General features: G+C 68.7%; 22 protein-coding genes and 1 pseudogene. 11 read left to right on the top strand and 12 right to left on the bottom strand.

All coding sequences use genetic code 11. The annotated features are described in order from the left end of the window. Positions 1–67 precede the first annotated feature (67 nt). Together ACFWBQ_RS26880 and ACFWBQ_RS26875 are read left to right on the top strand one after the other, a co-directional pair. Positions 68–283: a CbtB domain-containing protein gene (locus ACFWBQ_RS26880; protein ID WP_385499500.1), complete on the top strand. Its 216-nt coding sequence runs from the start codon at positions 68–70 to the stop codon at positions 281–283. A 26-nt stretch (positions 284–309) separates the two neighbouring features. Further along, on the top strand, positions 310–1,083 hold the full coding sequence (locus ACFWBQ_RS26875; protein ID WP_385499492.1) for a CbtA family protein: 774 nt from the start codon (positions 310–312) through the stop codon (positions 1,081–1,083). A 92-nt stretch (positions 1,084–1,175) separates the two neighbouring features. Here ACFWBQ_RS26875 and ACFWBQ_RS26870 read toward each other — a convergent pair whose 3' ends face one another. After that, complete coding sequence (locus tag ACFWBQ_RS26870) at positions 1,176–1,676, bottom strand: GNAT family N-acetyltransferase (protein WP_385499480.1); 501 nt, start codon at positions 1,674–1,676, stop codon at positions 1,176–1,178. A gap of 156 nt (positions 1,677–1,832) precedes the next feature. Here ACFWBQ_RS26870 and ACFWBQ_RS26865 point away from each other — a divergent pair, with 156 nt between their 5' ends. Further along, the gene (locus ACFWBQ_RS26865) at positions 1,833–2,585 is read left to right on the top strand and encodes an SDR family oxidoreductase (protein ID WP_385499470.1); all 753 of its coding nucleotides are present in this window, start codon (positions 1,833–1,835) and stop codon (positions 2,583–2,585) included. A 109-nt stretch (positions 2,586–2,694) separates the two neighbouring features. Further along, on the top strand, positions 2,695–3,405 hold the full coding sequence (locus ACFWBQ_RS26860) for a TetR/AcrR family transcriptional regulator (protein ID WP_385499466.1): 711 nt from the start codon (positions 2,695–2,697) through the stop codon (positions 3,403–3,405). Between the two features lie 221 nt (positions 3,406–3,626). Here ACFWBQ_RS26860 and ACFWBQ_RS26855 read toward each other — a convergent pair whose 3' ends face one another. Together ACFWBQ_RS26855 and ACFWBQ_RS26850 are read right to left on the bottom strand one after the other, a co-directional pair. Further along, on the bottom strand, positions 3,627–4,373 hold the full coding sequence (locus tag ACFWBQ_RS26855) for a DUF2199 domain-containing protein (protein WP_385499460.1): 747 nt from the start codon (positions 4,371–4,373) through the stop codon (positions 3,627–3,629). Between the two features lie 9 nt (positions 4,374–4,382). After that, a complete protein-coding gene (locus ACFWBQ_RS26850) occupies positions 4,383–4,766 on the bottom strand; it encodes a tetratricopeptide repeat protein (RefSeq protein WP_385499454.1) in 384 nt (127 codons plus the stop codon). 123 nt (positions 4,767–4,889) lie between these two features. Between ACFWBQ_RS26850 and ACFWBQ_RS26845 the strand changes: the two genes are divergently transcribed. The 3 genes from ACFWBQ_RS26845 (at position 4,890) to ACFWBQ_RS26835 (ending at position 8,539) form a co-directional block, all read left to right on the top strand. Next, positions 4,890–5,855: a pirin family protein gene (locus tag ACFWBQ_RS26845; protein WP_385499447.1), complete on the top strand. Its 966-nt coding sequence runs from the start codon at positions 4,890–4,892 to the stop codon at positions 5,853–5,855. A gap of 1,257 nt (positions 5,856–7,112) precedes the next feature. After that, a complete protein-coding gene (locus ACFWBQ_RS26840) occupies positions 7,113–7,511 on the top strand; it encodes a hypothetical protein (protein ID WP_385499442.1) in 399 nt (132 codons plus the stop codon). Then, complete coding sequence (locus tag ACFWBQ_RS26835; protein ID WP_385499436.1) at positions 7,508–8,539, top strand: LacI family DNA-binding transcriptional regulator; 1,032 nt, start codon at positions 7,508–7,510, stop codon at positions 8,537–8,539. The genes ACFWBQ_RS26840 and ACFWBQ_RS26835 overlap by 4 nt, the downstream gene beginning before the upstream one ends. A gap of 83 nt (positions 8,540–8,622) precedes the next feature. Here ACFWBQ_RS26835 and ACFWBQ_RS26830 read toward each other — a convergent pair whose 3' ends face one another. From ACFWBQ_RS26830 to ACFWBQ_RS26800, 7 genes are all read right to left on the bottom strand, one after another. Further along, positions 8,623–9,972: a cellulase family glycosylhydrolase gene (locus tag ACFWBQ_RS26830; RefSeq protein ID WP_385500186.1), complete on the bottom strand. Its 1,350-nt coding sequence runs from the start codon at positions 9,970–9,972 to the stop codon at positions 8,623–8,625. 471 nt (positions 9,973–10,443) lie between these two features. Further along, positions 10,444–11,409, bottom strand: a complete 966-nt coding sequence (locus tag ACFWBQ_RS26825) for an ROK family protein (RefSeq protein WP_385499429.1) — start codon at positions 11,407–11,409, stop codon at positions 10,444–10,446. A 277-nt stretch (positions 11,410–11,686) separates the two neighbouring features. Further along, entirely contained in the window at positions 11,687–14,185 is a 2,499-nt protein-coding gene (locus tag ACFWBQ_RS26820; protein WP_385499422.1) for an NPCBM/NEW2 domain-containing protein, read from the bottom strand. 683 nt (positions 14,186–14,868) lie between these two features. After that, positions 14,869–15,594 (bottom strand): carbohydrate-binding domain-containing protein, encoded by a 726-nt coding sequence (locus ACFWBQ_RS26815; RefSeq protein WP_385499407.1) that lies wholly within the window; start codon positions 15,592–15,594, stop codon positions 14,869–14,871. Between the two features lie 566 nt (positions 15,595–16,160). After that, on the bottom strand, positions 16,161–16,580 hold the full coding sequence (locus ACFWBQ_RS26810) for a hypothetical protein (protein WP_385499397.1): 420 nt from the start codon (positions 16,578–16,580) through the stop codon (positions 16,161–16,163). 66 nt (positions 16,581–16,646) lie between these two features. Next, positions 16,647–16,808, bottom strand: a complete 162-nt coding sequence (locus ACFWBQ_RS26805; RefSeq protein WP_385499392.1) for a substrate-binding domain-containing protein — start codon at positions 16,806–16,808, stop codon at positions 16,647–16,649. 216 nt (positions 16,809–17,024) lie between these two features. Continuing rightward, on the bottom strand, positions 17,025–17,780 hold the full coding sequence (locus ACFWBQ_RS26800) for an SDR family NAD(P)-dependent oxidoreductase (protein WP_385499381.1): 756 nt from the start codon (positions 17,778–17,780) through the stop codon (positions 17,025–17,027). 246 nt (positions 17,781–18,026) lie between these two features. On the opposite strand from ACFWBQ_RS26800, the pseudogene ACFWBQ_RS26795 reads away from it, so the two are divergent. Beyond that, positions 18,027–18,413: pseudogene (locus ACFWBQ_RS26795) on the top strand (AraC family transcriptional regulator); the annotation flags it as partial. 447 nt (positions 18,414–18,860) lie between these two features. On the opposite strand, the gene ACFWBQ_RS26790 reads toward ACFWBQ_RS26795, so the two are convergent. Further along, on the bottom strand, positions 18,861–19,436 hold the full coding sequence (locus ACFWBQ_RS26790; protein WP_385499371.1) for a hypothetical protein: 576 nt from the start codon (positions 19,434–19,436) through the stop codon (positions 18,861–18,863). Positions 19,437–19,774: 338 nt separating this feature from the next. Here ACFWBQ_RS26790 and ACFWBQ_RS26785 point away from each other — a divergent pair, with 338 nt between their 5' ends. The 3 genes from ACFWBQ_RS26785 (at position 19,775) to ACFWBQ_RS26775 (ending at position 23,062) form a co-directional block, all read left to right on the top strand. Next, entirely contained in the window at positions 19,775–21,544 is a 1,770-nt protein-coding gene (locus tag ACFWBQ_RS26785) for a glycoside hydrolase domain-containing protein (protein WP_385499366.1), read from the top strand. A gap of 31 nt (positions 21,545–21,575) precedes the next feature. After that, entirely contained in the window at positions 21,576–22,655 is a 1,080-nt protein-coding gene (locus tag ACFWBQ_RS26780) for a peptidoglycan-binding protein (RefSeq protein ID WP_385499357.1), read from the top strand. Between the two features lie 122 nt (positions 22,656–22,777). Then, positions 22,778–23,062, top strand: coding sequence for a hypothetical protein (locus ACFWBQ_RS26775; protein WP_385499349.1), 285 nt, complete (start codon positions 22,778–22,780; stop codon positions 23,060–23,062). On the opposite strand, the gene ACFWBQ_RS26770 is transcribed toward ACFWBQ_RS26775, so the two are convergent. Next, positions 23,052–24,206 carry an anhydro-N-acetylmuramic acid kinase gene (locus ACFWBQ_RS26770; protein WP_385499345.1) on the bottom strand — a complete coding sequence of 385 codons (1,155 nt, stop codon included), beginning with the start codon at positions 24,204–24,206 and terminating at the stop codon, positions 23,052–23,054. The genes ACFWBQ_RS26775 and ACFWBQ_RS26770 overlap by 11 nt on opposite strands. Between the last annotated feature and the right edge of the window lie 54 nt (positions 24,207–24,260).

The raw sequence follows: 24,260 nt of genomic DNA, 5'->3' as shown, positions 1-24,260 counted from the left end.
AGTCAGACCCGGCACCTTCGTCTCAGGCACCACGACAGGGACGCGTGTTCCCACAGGAGGTTCTGCCATGGCACATTCTGCTGCCCCAGCTGCGATCGCACCCGTGATCACCCCCATCTCGCTGAAGGCCATCGCCCCTTGGGCCGTCTTCTTCGGCATCCTGATGCTCGTCCTGCTGTACTTCGTCGGCGCCGAGCAGGGCGCCACCGCGGTCTTCTCGGGCGAGTCCGTGCACGAGTGGGTCCACGACGGACGCCACCTCCTCGGATTCCCCTGCCACTGAAACTCAGGGAATCAGGGGAACGTTCCATGAACTCCGTATCGGTCAGAGCTCTGCTCGTCCGCGGCATGCTGGCCGGCCTCGTGGCCGGCGCGCTCGCCCTTGCCGTGGCCTACTTCCTGGGTGAGTCCCGTGTGGACGCCGCCATCGCGCTGGAAGAGTCACACACCCACGACCACGGCGGCGGCGAGGAACTCGTCAGCCGCACCATGCAGGCCACCGGCGGGCTCGCCACCGGTGTCCTCGTGTTCGGCGTGGCCATCGGCGGCATCGCCGCACTCGTCTTCTGTTATGCCCTGGGACGCATCGGCAGCTTCGGCCCCAGGGCCACGGCTGCCCTCGTCGCGGGCGCGGCCCTGTTGACGGTGTACGTCGTGCCGTTCCTGAAGTACCCGGCCAACCCGCCGGCTGTCGGCAACCCCGACACCATCGGGCAGCGGACCGGCATGTTCTTCCTGATGGTCGCGCTCAGCGTGCTGTTGGCCGTTGGAGCCGTGATCATCGGCAAACGTCTCGCACCCCGACTGGGCAACTGGAACGCGACGACTGCCGCGGGCGCCGGCTATGTCCTGCTGATCGGGCTCGCCTACGCCTTCCTGCCCTCGTTCAACGAGGTGGGTACGGACTTCCCGGCCAGCCTGCTGTGGGAGTTCCGGCTGTCCACGCTCGCCGTCCAGGCGACGCTCTGGACCGCCTTCGGTCTCGTCTTCGGCTATCTGACCGAGCGGCTTCTGGTACCGGCCGCCCGTACGGTGCCGGCAGGTGACCGTACTGCACCTCGCCCGGCCGACGCCGTGAGCTGACCGTCGAGCCCTGCAGGGGCCTTACGACGAGTGAACCCGCCGGGGATTCCCGGCGGGTTCCGTCATGTGTGGGCTCCTGGTCGAGCCCCACGTCAGGCGTCCGGCCGATCGGTTCGTGTCCAGTCGATGCGGAAGTGCGTGAGCCGGTCGTCCACGCCGGCCGGCCGCATGCCGGCCGCTGCCATGACGCGCTGCGATCCGATGTTGTCGAGATCGGCGTCGCCCATCACGGAAGCCACGCCCTGGGAACGCGCGAAGACCAGAAGGGCCCGTAGCGCCTCCGAGGCGTACCCCTGACCGCGTACCGAGCGGATCAGGCCGTAGCCGATCGTCACCCGGCCGTCGGAATCCGGCCTTCCGTGAAAGCCCGCACCGCCTATCGCGTATCCGTCCGAACGGCGGCGTATCTCGTAGGCGCCGAACGGCTGGGGGCTGCCGGTGTCCGCGCAGGTCGCCAGGAAACGGCGGGCTGCCGCGCGGTCGCCGTCATCCGGGTATCCCGGCGCCCAGAGCGAGCCTGCCGGGGGTTCACCCACCTCTACGGACGCGGCATCGGCCGCGCCCATCGGGTGCAACAGGAGGCGTGTCGTCATGAGGTTGCCCATGACAGACCGGAGTATCACTTCGGCAGGTTCCGGCGCATCCGAGTATCGGCGGGCGGCGACGTAGCGTCGCTACGGTTGTGATGTTAGCGTTGTTCCAGCGGGGTCACGGAGACGGCCGGGCCCCCTGTACCGCAGGAGCAGGTCATGAGCGAGCAGCAGCACACCACCGCGACGCGCAGGGTCGCTCTTGTCACCGGGGGCTCGCGGGGCATCGGCCGTGAAAGCGCCGAGCGGCTCGCGGCCGACGGATTCGCCGTCGTCATCAACTACGCGGGGAACAAGACCGAGGCCGAAGCGGCCGTTGCGGCTGTCGTTGCCGCAGGCGGCGAGGCCTTCGCGCATCAGGCGGACGTCGCCGACGAGAATGCCGTCGCCGCCCTCTTCGATGAGGCCGAGGCGGTCTTCGGAGGGATCGATGTAGTCGTCCATGCCGCGGGTGTCATGACGCTCGCCCCACTGGTCGACACCGACCTCGACGTACTGGACCGGATGCACCGCACCAACATCCGCGGCACGTTCGTCGTCGACCAGCAGGCGGCGCGCCGCCTCCGCGACGGCGGGGCGATCATCAACTTCTCCAGCTCGGTGCTGTCGCTCTCCCTCCCCGGATACAGCGCGTACGCGGCGACCAAGGGGGCGGTGGAGGCGATGACGCTGATCCTCGCCCGGGAGCTGCGCGGCCGGGACATCACGGTCAACGCCGTGGCCCCCGGCCCGACCGCCACCGCGCTGTTCCTGGACGGCAAGGACGAGGAGACCATCGCGAGGATGGCAGCCCAGCCGCCGCTCGAACGGCTGGGCATGCCGCAGGACATCGCGGAGGTCGTCTCGTTCCTCGCCGGCCCCGCCCGCTGGGTCAACGGCCAGGTGCTGCGCGCCAACGGCGGGATTGTCTGACGGGCCGGGCAGGCTTCTTCCGCTCCCGCCCGGACATGCCTCGACGGTGTGCAGGCTTCCCCCGCGGGTGCGCGACCCACGCCGTGCACCGCTTGATAGCGTCCGTGCGGTGAGTACCCGAGCACGCATCCTCGAAGTGGCCGCCGAGCTGGTCGCGGCGTCCCCGGACGGGGACATCTCCACCCGGGCTGTGTGCGAGGCCGCCCAGGTCGGTGCACCGGCTCTCTACCGGCACTTCGGGGACAAGGAAGGGCTGCTGTCGGCGGTGGTCGACCACGGCTTCGAGGCCTACCTCGCAACGAAGCGGGAACGGGGGGAGTCCACGGACCCCGTCGAAGACCTCCGAAACGGCTGGGACAGTCACATCGAGTTCGCCCTGCGGAACCCGAACCTGTACCGGCTGATGAACTCTCCGGCGATGCGCACACCGCCCGCCGCGGCGCTCGAGTCCCACCGGATCCTGACCCGCGACCTGGAGCGGGCGGCGGAACAGGGGAAGCTGCGCGTCACCCCCGAACTGGCCGCCCAGATGATCATGTCGGCCACCACAGGCGTGGCCCTCATGCTCGTATCCCGCCCCACGACGTTCTCGGACGACAGCATGCGGACGCGCGTACGCGATGCGGTGCATGCCGCCGTCTTCACCCCGGACGCACGCGTCGCCGAGCCGGTGGACGCCGAAGTCCCCACTGCCGCGGTCCGGTTGAGGGCTCTGCTGCGTCGGTCGACCGGGTACGGCCTCAGTGCCGCGGAATCGGTACTGATGAACGAGTGGCTGGACCGGGTGTCGAATGCGGCGCAGGGGGAGGGGAAGAGCTGATGGGCCGGTCCCTGCCTCCGGATCCCTTCCACCGACGCCGACCAGAGGTACAACACGTTGTGATCAAGAAGGATCTGACCAGGCGAGGGAACGCCAGACCTGCTGCGCCCAGGTGAGGTCGGCAGGGTCCTCATGGGTGCAGAACAGCCCGGCGGCGGTGCCGACGGCCGACACCGTGAAGCCGTAGAACTCGTGCCGTTCCCCGCCGTGGTCGTCCGGGGTCAGCCAGAAGCGTGGCGGAGTCCGCCGGGCAGAGGCTCGGTGAGCCGCTGCGCGGGCAGCTTGTCGGGGGCGCCGTCGAGCAGTACGGAGAGGAAGTCCTCGGGGGTACGTTCCGGGACGTCGTCCGTGAAAACCGTCACGGCGGCGCTGCGGTCCGGTCCGGCGAACTGGTCCGCTCCGTCGGCGACCCGGGCGGTCAGGCCTGCGGTGCGGACGACGGACCAGCGGTCGCCGAGGCCGGTGCGGACGTCGACGGGGAGCTGGTGCGGGAAGCGGCTGAGGACGTGGTCCCGGTCCCAGACGTCCTCCAGGACGCGGGTGGCCGCCGGGTGGTGGCCGGCGACGAGGTAGGGAAGCTCCTCGGGGTCGGCGACCCTGGCGGTGAACGGGGCGCCCAGCAGGTCGTCGCCCCAGGGGCGGACCTTGTTGGAGAGCAGCCCCCTGAAGGTGAGGTCCGAGTAACTGCGGTCCTCCCACCGCTCGTCCGCCTCCCGGAGCGTGGCCTCGTCGACCTCCAGCCATACGCCCAGGACCAGCTCGGTCTCGTGCGTCAGCCGGACGGGCAGCAGACAGCGGATGAAGGCGCCGACGCCGTCCACCCGGAGCAGCGCGGAGGGGCCGAGCCGGTGCCGGGACCCTTCGGGTGCGGTGAGGGCGGCGTCGGGCAGGTTGAATCCGATGTCGATGCGCCGCTCGTCCGTGAGGGAGTCGCCGCAGCAGGAACAGGAGGGAAGATGGCTGGTCACAGCGCCAGGTTAGGGAACGCCCGCACCGCCCCGAAGTCCGGGGTCCTGCCCTTCCCGGAACTCCCCGGCCAGCGCCGCGGCCATCCTCAGATGCGGGGCCGCTTCCGAGGACCGCCCCTGGCGTTCAAGTGTGCGACCGAGCATGAGCCGCGCATACTCCTCGACCGGATCGCGTTCCAGGACGGCGAGCAGCTCTGCCTCGGCCTTCCCGAGCCGCGCCGAGTGGTAGTAGGCGCGCGCCAGCAGCAGCCGCGGTGCGACCAGCTCCGGGGCCTCGTCCACCAGTCCGCCGAGGATCCGCGCCGCCGTCATGTACTCCTTGGCCTCGAAGAACATCTGCGCACGGTCCCAGCGGTCGGCCGCGGTGCCGAACTCGTAGTAGGTGTCGTTCACTTCTCCTCCTGGAGTGAATCGGGTCCTGCGGACGCGTCAACACAGGGGTGTAGTTTAATATTCCACTAAATTTTCGGCGTGGGGACCGGCACTTCGCGTCCGCACGGGAATAGGTTGAGCGCCATGAGCAATCTCGATCGCCAGGCCGCACTCTCCGTCTGCGGAGGACGGGGCTTCGTCGTCGCCGAGCCGGTGCGTGAACTCCTCACGCCGCGGCATGTTCAGCTCGGCGAGTCCACCGAGGTACGCCGACTCCTGCCCAACCTGGGCCGCCGCATGGTCGGCGCCTGGGCCTTCGTGGATCACTACGGGCCCGACGACATCGCCGACGAGCCCGGGATGCAGGTGCCGCCGCACCCCCACATGGGCCTGCAGACGGTCAGCTGGCTGCACGACGGTGAGGTCCTGCACCGCGACAGCCTGGGCAGCCTCCGGACGGTCCGCCCGCGCGAGCTGGGTCTGATGACCTCGGGGCGGGCGATCAGCCACTCCGAGGAGAGCCCGAAGCCGCATGCCAGGCTTCTGCACGGAGCCCAACTATGGGTGGCCCTGCCCGACGCCCACAGGAACGTCGAACCGCACTTCCAGCACCACGCCGACCTCCCCGAGGTCACCGCGCAGGGGCTCACCGCAACCGTCATCCTCGGCGAACTCGACGGCGCCACGTCGCCCGGCACGGCGTACACCCCGATCGTGGGTGCCGACCTGGCCCTGACGGGCGGCGCCGAGGCCCGGCTGCCGCTCGATCCCGACTTCGAGTACGCGGTGCTGTCCATGTCCGGCGAGGCCGAGGTCGACGGCGTCCCGGTACTGCCCGGCTCGATGCTCTACCTCGGCTGCGGGCGGAGCGAACTGCCTCTGCGCGCGGTGTCCGACGCTGGGCTCATGCTCCTCGGTGGTGAGCCTTTCGAGGAGGAGATCGTCATGTGGTGGAACTTCATCGGGCGGTCCCATGAGGAAATCGAGGCGGCCCGGCTGGACTGGATGGAAGGCCCCCGGTTCGGTGAAGTGAAGGGCTACGACGGCGACCGGCTGCCTGCTCCCGCACTGCCGCCGGTGGCACTGAAACCGCGGGGCCGGGTGCGCTGACCTGGGGTGATGTGCCCTCCTATGCTTTTCGTTGCGTGCACTGGCTGTGTCCCCTCGCCGGTACGGCGGGGGGACACAGTTGTGCCTGCCGTGGGTCGGTTCCTCGGGCGGTCGGCAGTTGCGCGTGTTGGTACCTGTGACCAGGTCTGATCAAACACGTGCTGACCCTTCGCCGACCTTGCTGATGCATAATCAGATTGGCGGGTCATCGGACCGTCGGTGTCGGCCCTGCCCGGCCAGTGCTCTCCCGGGAGTTCCTCGCGCGGTGCGAATCCGTTAGCTGCATCGATGAAGTCGCTTTGCTCTTGGCGGCGTTGGCGCGGTGCGGCGCACGCTGTGCATTCCGGATTGCTCGCAGAAATCACGGCGCCCGCTACGTCACGCCCCTGAACGAGGTCGGCTCGCTCTCCGGCACGATCCAGGCTGTCGATCTCGGTACGTACCTCATGAAGTTGTCCACCGGGGTCGCTCTGACCTGCGGCGTTGTGGTTCTACGAATCTCTGACCTGCGAAAATGCGTCTTTCCGCTTCTTTCAGATTCGTGCTGCGCTATGCAGTCGATTCTCCCCACACGCTCCGCAGGGCCGTCGATGCTCCCCAAATTCTCCCCAGATGTGCCTCTGGGGAGAATTTGGGGAGAGCACGGTGACGCGGGAGAGCAGGTTTGTCTGCGGCTCTAGGGTCAGCACGCTGAGTGACTAACCCGTCTGCTCGCCAGCGGCGGCAGTTACCGGAACCGATGAGACGCTCCCATCGGAGACGCCGGAGCCCTCGCGGAGAGCACGCAGGAGACACACCGCGGCCACGACGACCCGGCGGCTCGCCTTCGCTCGCGCGAGCGTCACGGCATTGGTGTCGGTGGGCTCGATTCGGGGCGTGCCGTGCGACTCCGAGTTCATCTCGCTGCGGGCGTCCGCGAACGACGACCGCGGCCCCTCGGTCAAGCGGGAGATCACTCGGGCGGTCGGGGTGAAGTAGCCCCTGCTCCCCGCCTTCTGTTCCCGATCCCGGTCGGGGCTGCGGCCCAGAATGGCGAACTGCCTTCCCGGGCCGCAGTGTTCAGCGGCCTGTGGTTGGCCGGGCGGCTGTGAATGCGGGTAACGACGTTGCTGCGCAGGGCTGTTTCATCTGTCCCCCAAGGCCTCATCACTGTGATCACCGAGGTCGGGCACAGGGCGGCACACCGGGTGGAGCGTCTGAGGCAGTTCATGCGCAAGGCCCTGCCGATGCGAACACCCAGTGAGCAGGAGGCTGACGGTGACGGTCGGTGCCCGCTTTGTCCTTCGATTCCCGGTTCCGGAGGAGCTGGTCCCCGCCGAAGGGTCCGCCAAGGAGTTCCTCGTCGCCGATGCCGACGGCCTGAGGGCCCTCCACTTCTCCGTGCGGAACAAGGACTTCGTCTGTCCGCGGCCGGAGTGCGACGGCACCATGGATGCGGTGGCGGGCAAGAGCGATAGAGTCGACAGCGTGGTAAGCGCACACACTCTACTGAGAGACCTCCTCCTCCAGGCCGACCGCCTCGAGCCGAGTGCCGCGGCCGATCAGGGCCTGCGGACACTGCTGCCCGGCGAACAGGCCCGATTCCGTGTGACTGGCTGCGGATCCGTGGACGCGGAGAGGGCGCGGTCGGCCCTCTTCCGCGCGGACGCCAGGTGAACAGTCCCGCACGCGTAACGATCAAGGACGTCGCCGCTCGCGCCGGTGTGTCCAAAGGGGCCGTCTCGCTGGCGGTCAACCACAAGCCCGGCGTCTCGGAAGCCACACGACTGAGGATTTTCGAGGCCGCAAAGGAGCTGGGCTGGGCGCCGAACCTCACCGCGCGGAGCCTCTCCAGCCAGCGGGTCGACATCATCGGCCTGGCTCTGTGCCGCCCTGCCCGGCTGCTCGGACTCGAACCCTTCTACATGGACTTCATCTCCGGGATCGAGAGCGTGCTGGTCGACCGCTCCTACTCGCTGCTCCTCAGACTGGTGCGGGATCTCGACGAGGAGACCGAGCTGTACAAGTCCTGGTGGCGCAGCCAGACGATTGCCGGCGCCATTCTGGTCGACTTCCACGAGAGCGACCCGAGGGTCCCCTCGCTGCAATCCATCGGGCTGCCGGCGGTGGCCGTCGGGCATCCGTCCCTCACGGGTTCGTTTCCCGCGGTATGGACCGACGACGCCACCGCCGCGGCCGAGGCCGTCCGTTACCTGGCGGCGCTCGGACACCGACGGATCGCCCGCGTCGGTGGTCCGGTCGGTCTCGGGCACAGCGCCATCCGGGCCACAGCCTTCGCGGCCACGATGCGGGAACTGGGACTGCAGGAGGGCCGCCAGATCGCGACCGGCTTCGACGGAAGCGAGGGGGCCAGGGCCACACGTTCCCTGCTGATGTCGGCCGAGCGTCCGACGGCCATCGTCTACGACAACGACATCATGGCCGTGGCGGGGGCGGGCGTCGCTGCCGAGATGGGCTTCGTGGTTCCCGACGACGTATCGCTGCTCGCCTGGGACGACTCGCAGCTGTGCCGGATCACTCATCCCACACTGTCGGCGATGAGCCACGATGTGCACAGCTTCGGAGCGCAGGTGGCCCGCACGCTGTTCTCGGTCATAGAAGGCCGGCACACCGGTTCCGTGCAGGTGCCGACCCCGTCACTCACCCCGCGCGGTTCCACCGCACAGGCACCCGCCCGAACCTGAGAACAGCACCTGGAAAGCGCTGCGGCCTCTCCACCCGACTGACCGGCTTGGAAAGGCCGCAGTTCTTGCTGGTGCGGGGAGGGTCAGCGTGTAGTGCAGGAAGCGCCGTTCAGGGCGAAGGCGCTGGGAGTGCTGTTGGCCGAGGTGGAGGAGCCGTTGAGGCCGAAGCTCGCCGATCCGCCTGCCGGAATGCTCTCGGTCCAGGACTCGTTCGTGGCCTTGACCGTCGAACCCTCCTGGCTCACCTTGGCGTTCCACGCAGAGTTGATCTTCTGGTCGCCCGGGAAACGGAACTGGAGTTGCCAGCCCTTGACCGCAGTGGTGCCAGTGTTGCGGATGGTGACGTCCGCGTTGAAGCTGCTGCCCCAGTCGCTGAGCTTGTAAGTCACCTGGCAGGTGCCGCTTTCGGCGCCACCGTCGCCACCGTCGCCGCCGGAGCCCCCGCTGCCGTACACACTGGCTTCGCGGGCGGTCTCCCTGATCCCGTTGGCGCCGTTGAGGAAGCGCTGGCCCCATGTGGTCAGCTGACCGGCATCGAAGCCGGTAGCCATGTCCAGGTACTCGACCCCGCTGCCGTTGCCGCTCCAGGACCAGCCCAGGTAGCCGATGCCCAACTGCTGGGCGGTCGCCATGATCGCGTCCTCGTCCGGGTTGCCGTCCGAATGGGCGTCACCGAATTCGCCCACGACAATCGGAAGCTTCTGTGACACAAACCGGTTCAGGTAGGCCTGGACTTCGGCGGCAGTGTCGTAGACACCGTACATGTGGATCGAGAAGACGGTGTTCTTGTCAGGGTCGGCGGCGAACACTCCTGCCGCATTGTCCCGCATGGTGAAGGACCAGTCCTGGCCCCAGTTCGGGGCATCCACCATGATGGTGTGCTTGAATCCGGCTGCTCGCATGCTCTTGATGGCATCGGTCGTACCGGAGGCCCAGTTTTCGTACCCGGTATTTCCGTACGGTTCGTTACCCAGGTTCAGGATGATGTACTTCTCCTGTCCCTCGACCGCGCTCTTGATGCCCTTCCAGTAGTCCACCGCGCGTGAGAGAGGGACCGCGGCGCCGGCTTCGCCGTACCCCGTGGTGTCGTGGGCCTCAAGGACACAGACCAGGCGGCTGGCCTTGCACTGTTCGACGATGGTTGCAACATCCGCGGTGTCGTTCTTGGTCCACTGGTCGCCGGTGCTCAGCACTACACGCGCCGAGTTGGCGCCGAGTGCCTTGATGTCCTTGAGCGCCTGCGGCGTCTTGGCCGTGTACCAGGCGTGTGCGTGATTGACCCCGCGCAGGACGAAGTCGTTGTCGTTGGCGTCGAGCAGGCGGCCCCCGCTGACGTGGAAAGCGTTGGATGCCTCTGCGGCCTGGGCCGCGTGGGGTGCGGTGAGCACTGCGGCGGTGACAGCCAGCAGGGCTCCCGCAGCGGTGGCCAGCATCCTTCTCATATGTCGCTCCCAATGTCGTGGCGTGTTCGCGGACCGGAACGGATTCCCGCGCGGCGCGTCACGCTCTGCCGTGTGTGGCGGTGGTATTCCACCCCGAGCCGTGCCATGGGAAGGCGCGACGAACGTGTGACCTCCGAGGTGCATTCCACGGTGAAATGAATGCTGTCGAGATCGGGATGGCTAGGGCCCTCGTCGGCCGGAGGATTGTTGCGGCTCCAGCCGGCCGACGAGGAATTAGTCGAGGGGGAATGCCCATGTGGTGCGTGCTCAAATGGGTGGCGAGCGTGGGCACTTCACCTTGTGTTCAGGCGACTGGAAGAGAGATTAGAGGCACTCGAACAGCGAGACAACCGTTGGAACCAAACCGGTTAAGTTTAGTTCCAGTTTAATTGGCAGAGGGCCACAGTCCTGCACTGCGCGAAGTCTGCAGAGGCATGGTGGGCTACGGAATACGGAGATGAGTTACGGACGTGGCCCTGCCACGAGTGCGGGCGCGCCGAGCTGCGAGGAAGCGACGGCAGCTGCCCCGATGAGCCCGGCGTCCAGGGCCAGAAGCGCCGGCACGATGGGCAGGCCGCGGGTGAAGTCGAGCACTGCGTAGTCGGCCATATGCCGCCGCAGGGGCCCGAAGAGCGTGTTGCCGGCCTGAGCCACGCCGCCACCGATGACCACGAGATCGAGCTCGACAAGGGCTGCCGTTGCGGCGATCGCTGCTGCGAGCGCCTGGGCCGCCCGCTCGTAGGCACCCAGTGCGCGGGGGTCCCCTGCCCGCGCCGCCTCTGCCACTGCCGCCGCCGTCGGGGCCACCCCGGGCGGCGCGGACCACCCGGCGGCCTGCGCGTGTGCGGCGATTGCCGTACCGCTGGCAAACCCCTCGACGCAGCCAGGAGCCCCGCACGGACATACCGACCCCTTCAGGTCGACGGTGATGTGGCCTATGTGACCGGCGTTTCCTGTTCGGCCGGTGTGGAGCCGGTTGCCGAGGACGAGGCCGCCCCCCACACCTGTGGACACCACCATGCACAGAGCGTTCTCGAATCCCCGGGCCGCACCCAGCCAGTGCTCCGCCGCAGCCATCGCCACGGCATCGCCGATCAGAACCGGTCGTATCTCCGGGGGCATCCGCGGATGCGCTGCCACTTGTTCGGTCAGTGGGAAGCGCCGCCACGCGGGAATGTTGACCGGACTGACTGTGCCTGCGGCGGTGTCCACCGGACCTGCACTGGCGATGCCGAGGCAGGTCAGTTCGTCCCACATGGGGTGTGCTGCCAGCTCGTCGATGACCGATGTCACCGCCGTCATGAGCTCATCGGCAGACTTCTGCGCTGGAGTCGGCCTCTGTGCGCGCACCACCAGCGTGCCCGCGTCGTCCACGAGCGCTCCGGCGATCTTCGTGCCGCCGATGTCCAGTGCTCCGTACACCGTCACGTCACTACACCTTTCGTGAGGGGAGCGGTTCCATCACTCCGGAGCACACTCTGGCTGATGGTGACAACGTTGTCTAGTTGCTTGTTTAGTTAAGGTCAAGGTTTAGTAAAATAACTCGCTTCGCGCCGTGGCCTGGCGGCCCGGGCCACCCGGGAAGGGGGAAACGCTGCCTGGTGTGACGTGGCGGCGGTGCGGCGCGGCGCAGTGATCCGCGCCCCGGTCCCGCCCCGGCCGTGAGCCGGGGCGGATCCGGGATGCGGTGCGGGCAGGGGTTGCGCTACTCGGTCCTGATGTTGTCGACGACGTGGTCGCCGCCGCTGTTCAGGAACACCCACACGGCGGTGATGGGGCTGTCGTCCAGGCTCACTCCGGCAGGGCAGCTGATCTGGTCGATCCTGCGGGTGATGGTCCTGCTGGAGCCGGGGTTCACCCAGGTCCACAGGCCGGCCTGGCACCAGGACGAGGAGTCCCCGGCCTGGACGGCGATCTCGGCCGAGGTGCCGGTCGTGCCCGCCTTCACGTCGAACTTGATGCTGTCGACGCCCGTCAGATCCGCCGGGTTGTCCAGTTGGACTCCGAACCAGTTGCCGCCCGTGGGGGCGTGCACGAGCAGTCCGTGCTCTCCGTCGGTGTGGAAGGCGCTCGACTGCTCGACGGTGCCGCCGTTGTCGGCGTTGGCGATGGTGAAGCCGTCGGTGCCCGACTCGAAGGAGAACAGGGTGTGCTCGGTCGGCTGGATCGGGTCGGTGGGCGAGGCGTCGCCGCAGGTGAGTACGGGGGAGGCCCAGTCGGCGTGAGCAGTGGCATCCGCTGTGGCGGAGGCAGTGGTCAGGACCAGCCACTGCGCGCCGGTCAGGTCGGCGGCGAGGGTCTGGGCCGAAGCGCCGGGGGCGAGGGTGGCGCTCGCGGCCGTGGTTGCGTCGGTCCGGATGGTGAAGGTGGCGGAGGTGCCGCTGGTGTCCTCGTCGTCGATGCCGACGTCGGTGGTCAGCCGGGAGCACTTGCCGCCCAGGTAGTAACGGATCTCGCTGTCGCTGCTGGTGCCCAGACCGCGGTCGTACACCCGGCCGGCGACGGTGATCAGGTTGCCGTCGCCGACATCCACCGGGCCGTTGCTCTGGTCGGCCTCCACGGGGCCCAGCCCGTTGGTGCTGCTCGCCGAATTGATGGTGCTGAGGTAGCGCCTGCCGTCGGCCGGCGCGGTGACCACCTGGGCGATGACGTCACTGGAGGTCGCGGCCGTGTGCCCGCTGCCCCACTTGTACGAGGCGGCGACGTGGAGCGAGTAGCTTCCGGCGCTCGCGCCGTCGGGGACCTGGACCTTCCAGGTGGTGGTCAGGGAAGCGTCGGTGCCGAGCGCCGGCCGACGCCCGGTGGTCGAGGTGCTGACCTTCCATCCCGCGGGACCCGTCACACGGACTCGGACGTCGCGGACCGCCCCCACGCCGCGGTTGGTGGCGGTGGTGACCAGCGTGCCGGCCGTTGACGGGCCGGGCACCAGAGTGGGCACCTCGCCCGTGGCGTTCACCGACGGGGCGACCCGGTGGGGATCGGACATCGGGCGCACCTTGTAGACGACCGTCCCATGCGCCGGTACGGCCGCTTCGATCACCGACCGGGTTTGGGTGACGTCCTTGGTCCAAGCGTCCTGCAGCCGGTAGGCCGCCGACCGGCGCAGTCCGGTCGCGTGCGCCGGGACGCTCACCGTTGTGAGGGTGTCGGTCGAGTTGTACAGCGCGATCGCGTGCTCCCCGTTCGAGAGCGGTTTGTCGAGCACCATCAGCCCGTGGTCGTCGGAGACGACCTTGCCCTGGACGCCCAGGGGGTCCTGGTCGATGGCGATGACGTCCTTGTCGGTGAGGATTCCGAGGGTCTCGGCGGACGCCTTGCGCAGGTCGGTGCCGATGATGAGGGGGGCGGCCATCATCGCCCACATGCTCATGTGGGTGCGGTACTCCGTGGCGGTCATCCCGCCGTTTCCTACCTCCAGCATGTCCGGGTCGTTCCACTGGTCGGGGCCCGCGTACGGGTACAGCTTCGCGTTCGCGGCGATGATGGAGCGCACGCTCGGCCAGTTGTCGCTGATGTCGCCGGTGGTCCGCCACAGGCTGCCCACGCCGGGCCCCCACTGCCAGGGCTGCGACGAGCCCCATTCGCAGATCGAGAGGATGATGGGCCGCCCTGTCGCGCCCAGCGCGTCACGCATCGTCGTGTACCGGCGGATGTAGTCGGCCTGCGACCCGTCGGACTGGTTGTTGCAGTTGTCGTACTTCAGGTAGTCGACGCCCCAGTCAGCGAAGCTCTGGGCGTCGGTGGTCTCGTGGCCGAGGCTGCCGGGGTAGCCGGCACAGGTGGCAGTGCCGGCCGACTCGTAGATGCCGAGCTTGAGGCCCTTGGAGTGGACGTAGTCGGCTGTGCCCTTGATGCCGTCGGGGAACTTGGCCGGGTCGGGGACGAGGCGGCCCTGGTCGTCGCGGGTGTGCGTCATCCAGCAGTCGTCGATGTTGACGTAGGCGTAACCGGCCGCCTTCAGGCCCGAAGTGACGAAGTAGTCGGCGGTCTGCTCGATCAGCTCCTCGCTGACGTCGCAACCGAAGGCGTTCCAGTTGTTGAAGCCCATCGGGGGCGTGCGGGCCAGACCGTTGTCGGTGGCCGTCGCGTGCGTGACCGCGGGCTCGGTGGCCGCGGCGGCGGACACGGACGAGGCGGTGAGCCCCACGCCCCACAGAGAACAGGCGGTGGCCCAGATCAGGAGTCTGCGGACGAACCGTTGCATGCGAATCCCATCGTGATATCAGTCGTCGTGAGACGAGTACTGGTGCTCTCTGTCGCTAGCGCCACCGGACAAGCGGCGGCCAACCGGGCGCTTGCGATGCGGGGCGATCAGGCCGGTGCTGATGTGCGTGCCGCCGCCCAGCACCCGCCCCGCCGGCCCCGAGGCACGCCAGACCGGCGTATTCGCCTGGTTTGTTCGGTGCGCTGGACGGACGGTGACTGCGGGGAGGTGTGTGTTTCAGATGCAGCCGACACCGCTGGCCACCGCCGGTCCACCGTGCGTTCGCTCACCCACGACAGAAGTCGTCCGGAGATACCTTGGTGCGGCGCCCGGTGCCTGCGCCCGGTGCCTGCGCCCGGTGCCTGCGGCCCCGGCCGTCCATGGCCGAGGTTGTGCGCTGCGCGACGGGCTGGACCGTTCATGATGTGCGGCCTTTCCGATGGCCGGTGGTGATCGGGCGGCGTGGGGGATGGCGGGGCCTATGGCGGCGCGAGAATCTCGGAGCCGACAACTCTGTTCCGGCGGCCCGGGGGGTGGGGCTCAGGGGGATTGCGGGTCCCGTGGCCCCTGGGACCAGGAACCCGTGGCACCGGGTCTGCGCCCGTGCGGACAGGGGCCCGGCGGGCGGCCCGCCACAGGGTGAAGCGGGCCGCCCGGCATGAGTTCGTTCGTTGGACGATGGATCAGATGGGGGGGACCTGCACCCAGAAGCGGGTGTCGTTGCTGAGGTTGGCGCTGTTGTTGTTGATCTGGCTCTGGATCCAGTAGATGGCGGTCTTGTAGTTGTTGATGTCCGTGGTGTTGGGGTTGCTCAGCCCCGAGGAACCGTTGCGGTGGCCGGCGAACCAGGTGCCGATGCCGTAGTGGTTCTGGCTCTGGTGCAGGCAGGACACGTCCTGGCTGAGGTTGCTGTTGAGCGCGGCGCCGTTGTTGTACTGGCTGGTGCTCTGGCCGGAGAACTGGCTGCAGGCGGAGCGGAGCATGAGCCAGTTCTGCTTGAAGATCCCGAAGTTCGCCGCGTCGCCGGTCTTGTTGTCGCCGTAGGGGTAGTTGGTGCCCATATTGTCGGTCTCCAGCATGGCCACGGCCAGGTCGAGGCTGTTGCCACCGGCGCTGCGAACCTGGCTCTTGCGGCTGCCCAGGCCGGAGACGGTGTACGAGCCACAGCTCATGCTCGACGGGCAGGCCGAACTGCCGGCGCCCCCGGTGTCGGCGGAGGAGCCTCGGACGACGCAGGACTGGTTGTTCTCCCAGCCCCAGCCGTCACCGTCCGGGTCGCTCGAACTGCCATTGGCACAGTAGGCGTAGCCGTTGGGGGCCGTGTCGGCGCTGGCGGTCGGCGCCGAGTTCAACGCCAGGCCGACCAGTGCGGCCAGTGCCGACATGACCCCGATGATTTGGCGTTTCATTCTGTGGTTCCTTTCGGTTCGGTGCGAAAGGGGCTGGGTGAGAATTCGGTCGCAGCAGCAAGCGGCTCCTGGCGCCGATGAGCCCTTGGCAGGTGCACATCGCTACCCGAGACACTTCCGTTCGCGCCAGCGCAATGTGACAACGTTGTCGTCGCATTACCACCCGGGACACTTCTGTTCTCGCCAACGGGGAGACAACGTTGTCGCCGAGAGGGTAGGACGCCTTCAGGTTTTGACGGCGGCCTGTCAGATTGCGGCTGCTGCGGAAGATGGAAACACTAGACCGGTTAAGCGGTCAACGGTTCGGACGGCATCTGATTCAAAGAGGTCCGCAGTGATCAGGTCGCTGCCAGTAGCTCCGGGGCCTACTGTTGTGGGCCTGTCGCGATGCCGACGCACAGCCGTTGCGCTGATCTGGTGCGACTTAATCGGTTCACTTTCAGCCAACCCTCCGGACCTGGCGCCGGCCGGGGTGCACACGCTCCGGCGGACTGCGCGGAGCCTGTGTGGTCGGGGCACCCTGGGCCCCCTGAGGCGTGCTTGGTCGGTGGGGGTGCAGTAGAGCCTCACCGGCGGAAGACGGGAGGGAACCGTCGGCGCGTCTGTCCGGTCGTGCCGGGCGCCGAAGGCGCATACGGCGTGGCAGTGACAGCGGAGGGCGGGCCGTCCGGCACAGTGGGGAGTCGCTCCAAGGCGATCAGGACGGCTGCGGTGGGCCGCCCAATGCCCTCGCTCTCTTCGGCGAAGAGACCGACCCCGGCAGGGTCCTGCACCGCTGCTGCGTCTCCCGGTCCCTGCTGGACGAAGCGACCGTGCCGGTCCTGCTCGGGCCGCACCCGGTCGCCTTCGAGATGAACGACCAGCTGTTGCAGGCCGAGTTCGACCAGTTCGCCGACGACTTCGACCCCGAGGACCCCGACCGTGAGGCCCGGTCCCGCAAGTTCGGGCGCCTCACCTCGGTGTTCGCCAACCCTGACCGCGTCCACGCGGTCTCCAGGACCGGCCGATGGGCACCGGCCACATGCGCCCGCGGCGAATCCACCGGCCGGCCCTCAGCGGGCCCGCGCTGTGGACTCCCGCACGATCAGCTGGGGAGGGACCACCGTGGGCACCGGCGGGATCTCTTCCTCGCCGAGCTGCTGGAGCAGACTCAGCGCGGCGACCCGGCCGAGCCGCTCAAGGTCCTGCCTGATGGTGGTCAGACGTGGATGCATCAGCTGACTGATCGGGAGGTCGTCGTGGCCGATGACGACAGGTCGCCGGGGACGTCCCGGCCCGCGCTCTTTGGCGACCTTGCCGCGGCGTGGCGCACCCTGCTGCGCCCCTTCTGCCAGAGGCCGGGCGGTCGCTGTGGCCGGTCGTGATCCCCCGCCCCATGCTTCAATCAGCGAGCACCTGGTTGCAACGTCACATGATCCGCCGGGCGATGCCTAGAGGTTGAAGCCGCCTGAGACGTCGAGGTTCTGGGCGGTGACCCAGCGGCTCTGCTCCGACAGGAGGGTGGCGATGACCATGCCGACGTCATCGGGTTCACCGACCCTGCCGAGTGCGGTTCTGGCGGCGAGCGCCGGGATGACTTCGGGGAAGCGGGTGAAGGCGTCGTCGGCCAGGCGGGTACGGGTTGCCCCGGGCGAGACGGCGTTGACACGGATACCGCGCGTGCTGAATTCCTTGGCCATATACCGGGTCAGCACGTCCAGGCCGCCCTTCATCGAAGCGTAGACCGAGTATCCGGGCTCCATCCCGACCGTCGTGGAGTTGCTGCTGGTGTTGACGATGGCCCCGTGGTCCGCCAAGAGCGGCAGCAGCGTCTGTGTGAGGAAGAACGGGCCCTTGAGGAGCACCCGCATCAGTTCGTCGAACAGTTCCTCGCTCGTGTCCGCGATCAGCGAGGTGCGGGACAGTCCTGCGTTGTTGACCAGGAAGTCGAACGTGTCTCGCCCGAAGGTGTCGTGGAGTACCCCGGCCATCGAGGTCCGGAAGGCTGGGAAGGTGCTGCTGTCGCCGACGTCCAGCGGCAGCGAGACGGCCGTGCCGCCGTTTATCTCGATGGTGGCGACCGTGTCGAGTGCGCCCTGCGGGTTCTTGCCGTAGGTCAGGATGACGCCCACTTCGCGTTCGGCGATCTGGATCGCGGCGGCCTGGCCGATGCCGGAGCTGGCTCCGGTGACGATGGCGACCTTCATGATGTTCCTCCTGAGTGGAAGTCGAGGGTGCCGTGCAAGGGCCGGCCGGACGTGCGGCTGAGTCCCCGGCCCGGCACGGTCGAGGCGGCTGTTCCATCGGCGGCGGGTATCCGGCCCATCGACCGTTGACCGCTGGCAAATCCATGCAACCAACCCGCCATCGCAACGTGTACAACAAACCTCGCCCGTCCTTGCACAATCCTCTCCAGAGCGGGAACAGGGCGCCGACGGTGCTGCAATGAGGTCATGTACCTCGACGAGCTCCGTGTCCTGCTGGCGCGCCATGCGCGCCCCGACTGGACCACGGCCATTGACGGCGTGCTCATCTCGAAGGTCGACCGGCTCGACCCACCGGAGCCTTCGATGTCCGGCATGGTCCTGGCGGTGATTGCCCAGGGCGCCAAACGGCTCGCTCTGGGCGAGCGCGTCTACGAGTACGGGCCGGGCCAGTATCTGGTCGCCTCCGTCGACCTCCCGGTCACCGGACACTTCACCCGGGCCGACCCCCGGGAGCCGGCACTGGGCTTCGGGCTGGTGCTGGAGCCGTCCGACGTCGCCGACGTACTGCTGCAGGCGGACCCCGCAGGCGCCCCGCGTGCCGGGAGCGGCGCGCCCCCGGGCATGCCGCCGAGCTCGACGGTAATGTCCTCAAGGGCCGGCCCAAGAGGATGCGGCTGATCGTCCGCAAGGAACGACCCCACCCCGGCGCCCGGTTGCGCTTCATCGACGCAGACGGGCTGCGGTGGCACCGACGACGCGCAGTGCTTCACGTACGACGGCCACCGCCGGCTTTCCGACGCCTGGACGCCCGCCGACAGCAACTGCACCACCGCACCAGCGGCCGACAAGCTCGGCGGACCGGCCCCGCACTGGACCAGCTGGACCTGCACCGTCGCCGGCCTGCGCGACACCGTGACCCAGCACAAGGCGGCCGGCAACACCACGACCGCCCACACCTACCCTGCCGTGGCGGCCGACGGCACCGGCCAGCCCCACACCCTGAAGACCACTGGCACTTTTTGCCCCAGTACTGCGTGCCGGTGACTTCCAACTCATCGAGTGAGCGCGGACACACCCTCGCTACTTCAGGGCGTAGGCCCGGGTGATGGTCTGCACGGTGCGATTGCCCGCGGAGTCCCACGCCTCCGTCCTGAGGGTCACGAAGCCGTTGGTGTCCGCCTTCCTGGGGTGTCGGAGCTCGACCCGGAAGGAGTTGCTGTCCTCCCGCCGGACCTTGGCCGAATTCCAGGTGACCCCGTCGTCGTAGGAGACCGAGACCTTGGCGCCGTCCATCGCGGTGGATCCGGTCCAGCCCTTGGCACGGCCGGCGTTCACGGTGAAGGAGTAGGCCTTCTTGGCCGAGGCCTGGTTGAGGGCGTTCAGCGGCATGTCGTGGTCGAGCTGCACCGCCGGCATCGCCTCGCAGACGGTGGGCACGGGAGAGAACTCGTCGCAGCCCTCGACTGCCATCGTGGTCGGCTCTGCGGATGCGAAGTTCCACTCGGTGCGGACCTTGCCGCCCGGGGTGACGCCCAGGGAGTCCTTGGCTCGCGTGATCTCCTGGACGAACCGGTAGTCGGCCTTCTCGGGGACCATCAGCTTGCCGGTATCGGTGGTCAGGTCGCCGTTGCGGTAGTAGGCCCAGCTGCTGACCATGCCTGTCGCGCTGTGCCTGGCGTCGCGACCATGGTCCGCCGGACAAGCCCTGGGTCATCGGAACGAAGTGCAGGAAGTTCACGGGTGCGAACAGAGTGTGCAGCCTGAGCGGACCTCGACGCCGAACTGCTCTCGCCCCGCGTTCCGTTCATGGAGGGGTGGGCCCGAGGAGCTATGTATAAAAGTTTCGGTGAGATCTAGTGCAACGGAACTCAATGACACGCTACCTTTCGCTTGCCCTGACACGGTGGCCCCCGCACATAACAGTGCCGGCGAGGTACCGCGGCCGGGTGCAAGGCGCACAGTCCTTTTCATCCCAGAGGCGAAACTGGAGTGCCATGACACCGCCCCGACCACCACGTGCGCGCCTGCGGGCCGCGACCACCCTGCTCACTGCGCTGGCCGCACTGAGCGCGGCTGCCCTGACCGCCGCTGCGTCACCGGCCGCCGCCGACGGCGCAAAGGACGTCTCGTACCGGGGCTACCACGTACGCGTGCCCAGCAGTTGGCCGGTCATCGACCTGGCCGCCGCCCCCGAGACGTGCGTGCACTTCGACCGCCACGCGGTCTACCTCGGACACCCCACCGACGCCGGTCAGGCCACCTGTCCTCCCGGACTGGTCGGCCGTACCGAGGCACTGGTGATCGAATCACTGGATGCCAAGGGGCTTAAATCGTTGGACAGTTCCACCCGCATCGCGCCCAAGGGCGCCGCGAAGGCAGCGGCAACGGACAGCAGGGGCGCGTCCACCGGGCGGATACGCCAGGCGGTTCCCGCTGCCGGGGTGCTGGTCACTGCTTCGGTCGGCGGCGACGAGCCCGCCGTGCAGAACATCCTGGACAGCGCCGGTCTGGACGCGGACGCCAAGGCCGTTCCGCTGTCCGGCACTTCAGCCGGCCATGACCCGAGCGCGTCCGTGACCGCCGCGTCCGCCGTGGCGCCACAGCCGGGTACGTATACCGGTCTGGGCTTCGACCCGTGCGCCGCGCCGTCCAACGCGCAGATGTCCGCCTGGTCCGCCTCACCGTTCCGCGCCATCGGGGTGTACATCAGCGGCATCAGCGCCGCCTGCGACCAGCCGAACCTGACCGCACCCTGGATCCAGACCCAGACCTCCGCAGGCTGGCACATCATCCCCATCCACGTCGGTCTCCAGGCTCCGTGCAACACGTACACGCACAAGGTGTCGTACACACTGTCCACCGCCGCGAGCCAGGGCCGCGCCGCGGCGCAGGAGTCCGTCGCGGCCGCCGCGGCGCTCGGGATGCCGCAGGGCAGCGTGCTCTACAACGACATGGAGGCGTACGACCAGAACAACGCCGCGTGCAGCAACGCGGTGCTGACCTACATCTCCGCGTGGACCGAGGAACTGCACGCCGACGGCTATCTGTCCGGCGAGTATTCCTCAGCTGCCTCCGGCATGGCGGACCTGGCGGCCGAGTACACCACCGGCACGTACACGATGCCGGACCACATCTGGTTCGCCCGCTGGAACAGCCAGGCCGACACCGACGCCAAGCCGTATGTGCCGGACGGGTACTGGGCCGACCACCAGCGCATCCACCAGCTCACCGGGGACACCGACGAGACCTGGGGCGGCGTGACCATCAACATCGACCGGGACTACCTGGACGTGGGCCTGGGGCCGTTCGCCGGCTCCTGCTCCGCCGGACTGGACTTCTCGCTGTACGGTTCGATCTCGGCCGGCTCCTCCGGAGGCCTGGTCAGTGCGGCCCAGTGCCTGCTGACGCGCCAGGGCCACTACAGCGGCACGGTGGACGGGGCGTTCGGCTCGGGCACAACCGCGGCGGTCCAGTCGTACCAGACCGCTACGGCCCTGCCGGTCACCGGCACCGTGGACTCCCACACCTGGACGGCGCTGCTCGCCGCGGGTACCAAGCCGACCCTCCAGTCCGGCGCCACCGGGGCGGACGTCCAGCGCCTGCAGCGGGCGCTGATCGCGGCCCGCGGGCAGACGCTGACCATCGACGGCGACTTCGGCCCGGCGACCACCACCGCGGTCAAGGCGTACCAGACCGCCCAGGGCCTGACCTCCGACGGGATCGTCGGCAACGCGACCTGGACCGCCCTGCAAGCCGGCAAGTGACCTGCGACCGATGGCGAATCGAAGGAGAACCATGCCTGCGTACGGAATACGCCGTCGGGTCGGCCGCAGTGTCGCGGTCGCAGTCGCGGCGGTGCTGCTCGCGCTGAGCGCCGCCGCCCCCGCAGCGGCCGCGACCGCCCCCGCGCGGACCAACCTGCTGTCCTCCAGTTGCCCCAACACTGTCGAACAGGGCCAGGTCAGCGGGTGTGTGGCGGAGCTTCAGACACTCCTGAACCTCGGCGGGGCCTCGCTGACCGTCGACGGCGACTTCGGCCCGGCGACCACCGCGGCGGTCCAGGCCTACCAGACGTCCCGGGGCCTTACCTCGGACGGACTGGTCGGCCCGGCCACCAAGGCCGCGCTGTACTACGAGGACCCGGCGGTGGCGATCGACCTGCGCTCGCTGCGCTGCCCGGTCGACCTGGAGCCGAACGAGAACGACGGCTGCGTCACCGAGCTGCAGAAGAAGCTCAACGCCACCGGGGCGTCGCTGACTGTGGATCATATCCTCGGCAGCGGCACCACCAATGCGGTGCGCACCTACCAGACCTCGGTGGGTCTGCCGGCCAACGGGGTAGTGAACCCGGCCACCAAGGCGAAGCTGTACGGCGACCCGCTGCCGCAGCAGCCGGCGGACCTCGGCTCGGGGCGCTACGCCGCGGTCGTCGACTTCGGTGAGGAGGCCACCGGCCAGAACATCCAGTACGTCTGGGGCGGCGGTCACGAGACGGACTTCGGCCCGTCGATCGGCATCTGCGACGGCTACAGCGGCTCGATCCAGCCGTGCCCTGCGGAAGAGGAGGTGGGCCTGGACTGCTCGGGCTTCACCCGTTGGCTGTACTGGCGGGCGGGTGCGGGCGACATCGGCCAGACGTCCCGGGACCAGGTGGTCAACCCGCGCCTGGCACAGGTCACCGCGGCCAACGCGATCCCCGGTGACCTGGTGTACTTCGGCGGCTCACCGTCGACCGTGCACCATGTCGGCGTCTATATCGGGAAGGTGGACGGGGTGGCCATGATGGTCAACGCCTCGCACACCGGCACGTACGTCCGGCAGGACACCATCGCGTCGCGCACGGACCTGCTCGGGTACTACCACCTCACCAACTGACGCTCGTCAGTGACGGCGGCCGACCCCGTACCGCGAGGCCGGCCGCCGGTGTCTGTAACTGTTCGACCTCAATGCGAGGTTCTGCGAATTCTACTTACCAAGGTGCCGCCACGCGCGCGCTCGTGCTCGACGAGCCGACCGCCGTGCTGGACGCCGCTGCCGAACACCTGCTTTTGGGGCGGCAGTTGGCGCGGGCCGACGAAACCGTCCGGGCGACCGGCGCGATCGCTCTGTTCGTCTCGCACCGGTCTTCCACGGTCAGTGCGGCCGACTTGATCGTGGTGCTCGACGGAGGTGCGGTGGCCGAGGAGGGCTCGCACACCGGACTCATCGCCGCGGGCGGCGGCTACGCCGAGCTCTTCGCCGTCCAGGCCCGCGGCTATCAGGCCGCCCAGGTCAGCAGGTGAACCGGGCGGCTGTCGGAGTCTCGGCGAGGGGCTCCGGCAGCCGCAGAGGTCCGCCGCCGGGGGTGATCCTGCCCAGGATGCGCGAGCCCGCAGCGCCCGTGCAGCTGGGCAGGGTGCTTGGTAGGCCGTGGGCAGTGAACCAGCCAAGTACCGCGAAGGCGACTGCCTCCTTGGCGGCCGAGGGCAGCCCCAACGCGTCCGAGCGCAGGAGTTCGACGTCCGGAAGCAGCGCCCCGATCCGGCCGGTGAGCACGGGGTTGTCGGCGCCGCCCCCGGATACCACCAGGGTCCGCAAACCGTTTTCCCTTACGGCATCGGAGACGGTGCGCGCGGTCAGCTCGGCGAGCGTGGCGAGGAGGTCCTCGGGCGACAGGGCAGGTCGTGCGGCCAAATACCGTGCCAGGTAGTCGGCGTGGAAGAGTTCCTTCCCGGTGGTCTTCGGGGGCCTGCGCCGGTAGTACGGCTCGGAGAGCAAGTCGCTGAGCAGCGCCTCGTCCACGCGTCCGGTGGAGGCGAGGCGGCCGTCCATGTCGTACGCGTGGCCGGTCAGGGCCAGCATCGCCGCGTCCATCAGGGCGTTCGCCGGACCGGTGTCGAAGGCGAGCGGCGCCCCCGATCCGGTCACGGTCACATTGGCGATCCCGCCGAGGTTCAACGCGCCTGCCGGGCCGGGCAGGCCGGCAAGGAGCAGCGCGTCGAGCAGCGAGACCAGAGGGGCACCCTGGCCGCCCGCCGCCACGTCCGCAGTGCGTACGTCGGAGACCACCGGAACACCGAGGCGCTCGGCGATCCAGGCAGGCTGGCCCAGTTGGAGGGTGCCGCGCACCGTGTCCTCCTCCACCCAGTGGTAGAGGGTCTGACCGTGTGAGCACACCAGGTCCACGGTGCCTGCGGCGGTCACGGCGGCCTCGCCGGCGTCGGCGAAGGATTGGCCGATCAGGGTGTCCAGGCGGCAGACCCCGGCGAGTGACACCTCGTGCGGGGGCAGTGCGTCCAGGATCTCGGCGCGCAGGGCGGCGGGATAGGGGTGCTGCGCGGCGTGGACGAGCGAGCCGTGCAATGTACCGCCGTCGAGGCGGAGTTCAACGACAGCCGCATCGATCGCGTCGTGCGAGGTGCCGGAGCTGAGTCCGAGGATTCTCACAGGTGACCTCTCTGCTGGGCTTTCCCGGGGGACAACTCCTGCCCTCCGGCCGGT

It is taken from the genome of Streptomyces sp. NPDC060035, from assembly GCF_042736635.1.
In the GTDB taxonomy this organism is placed as follows: Bacteria; Actinomycetota; Actinomycetes; order Streptomycetales; family Streptomycetaceae; genus Streptomyces.
This window is presented reverse-complemented; position numbering and strand designations above follow the sequence as displayed.

Coding starts and splice junctions, on each gene's coding strand:
- ACFWBQ_RS26780 (WP_385499357.1), top strand. CDS start 21,576: ATGCCTGCGTACGGAATACGCCGTCGGGTCGGCCGCAGTGTCGCGGTC.
- ACFWBQ_RS26865 (WP_385499470.1), top strand. CDS start 1,833: ATGAGCGAGCAGCAGCACACCACCGCGACGCGCAGGGTCGCTCTTGTC.
- ACFWBQ_RS26815 (WP_385499407.1), bottom strand. CDS start 15,594: ATGAAACGCCAAATCATCGGGGTCATGTCGGCACTGGCCGCACTGGTC.
- ACFWBQ_RS26875 (WP_385499492.1), top strand. CDS start 310: ATGAACTCCGTATCGGTCAGAGCTCTGCTCGTCCGCGGCATGCTGGCC.
- ACFWBQ_RS26880 (WP_385499500.1), top strand. CDS start 68: ATGGCACATTCTGCTGCCCCAGCTGCGATCGCACCCGTGATCACCCCC.
- ACFWBQ_RS26785 (WP_385499366.1), top strand. CDS start 19,775: ATGACACCGCCCCGACCACCACGTGCGCGCCTGCGGGCCGCGACCACC.
- ACFWBQ_RS26800 (WP_385499381.1), bottom strand. CDS start 17,780: ATGAAGGTCGCCATCGTCACCGGAGCCAGCTCCGGCATCGGCCAGGCC.
- ACFWBQ_RS26830 (WP_385500186.1), bottom strand. CDS start 9,972: ATGCTGGCCACCGCTGCGGGAGCCCTGCTGGCTGTCACCGCCGCAGTG.
- ACFWBQ_RS26820 (WP_385499422.1), bottom strand. CDS start 14,185: ATGCAACGGTTCGTCCGCAGACTCCTGATCTGGGCCACCGCCTGTTCT.
- ACFWBQ_RS26870 (WP_385499480.1), bottom strand. CDS start 1,676: ATGACGACACGCCTCCTGTTGCACCCGATGGGCGCGGCCGATGCCGCG.
- ACFWBQ_RS26790 (WP_385499371.1), bottom strand. CDS start 19,436: ATGGTCAGCAGCTGGGCCTACTACCGCAACGGCGACCTGACCACCGAT.
- ACFWBQ_RS26845 (WP_385499447.1), top strand. CDS start 4,890: ATGAGCAATCTCGATCGCCAGGCCGCACTCTCCGTCTGCGGAGGACGG.
- ACFWBQ_RS26805 (WP_385499392.1), bottom strand. CDS start 16,808: ATGCATCCACGTCTGACCACCATCAGGCAGGACCTTGAGCGGCTCGGC.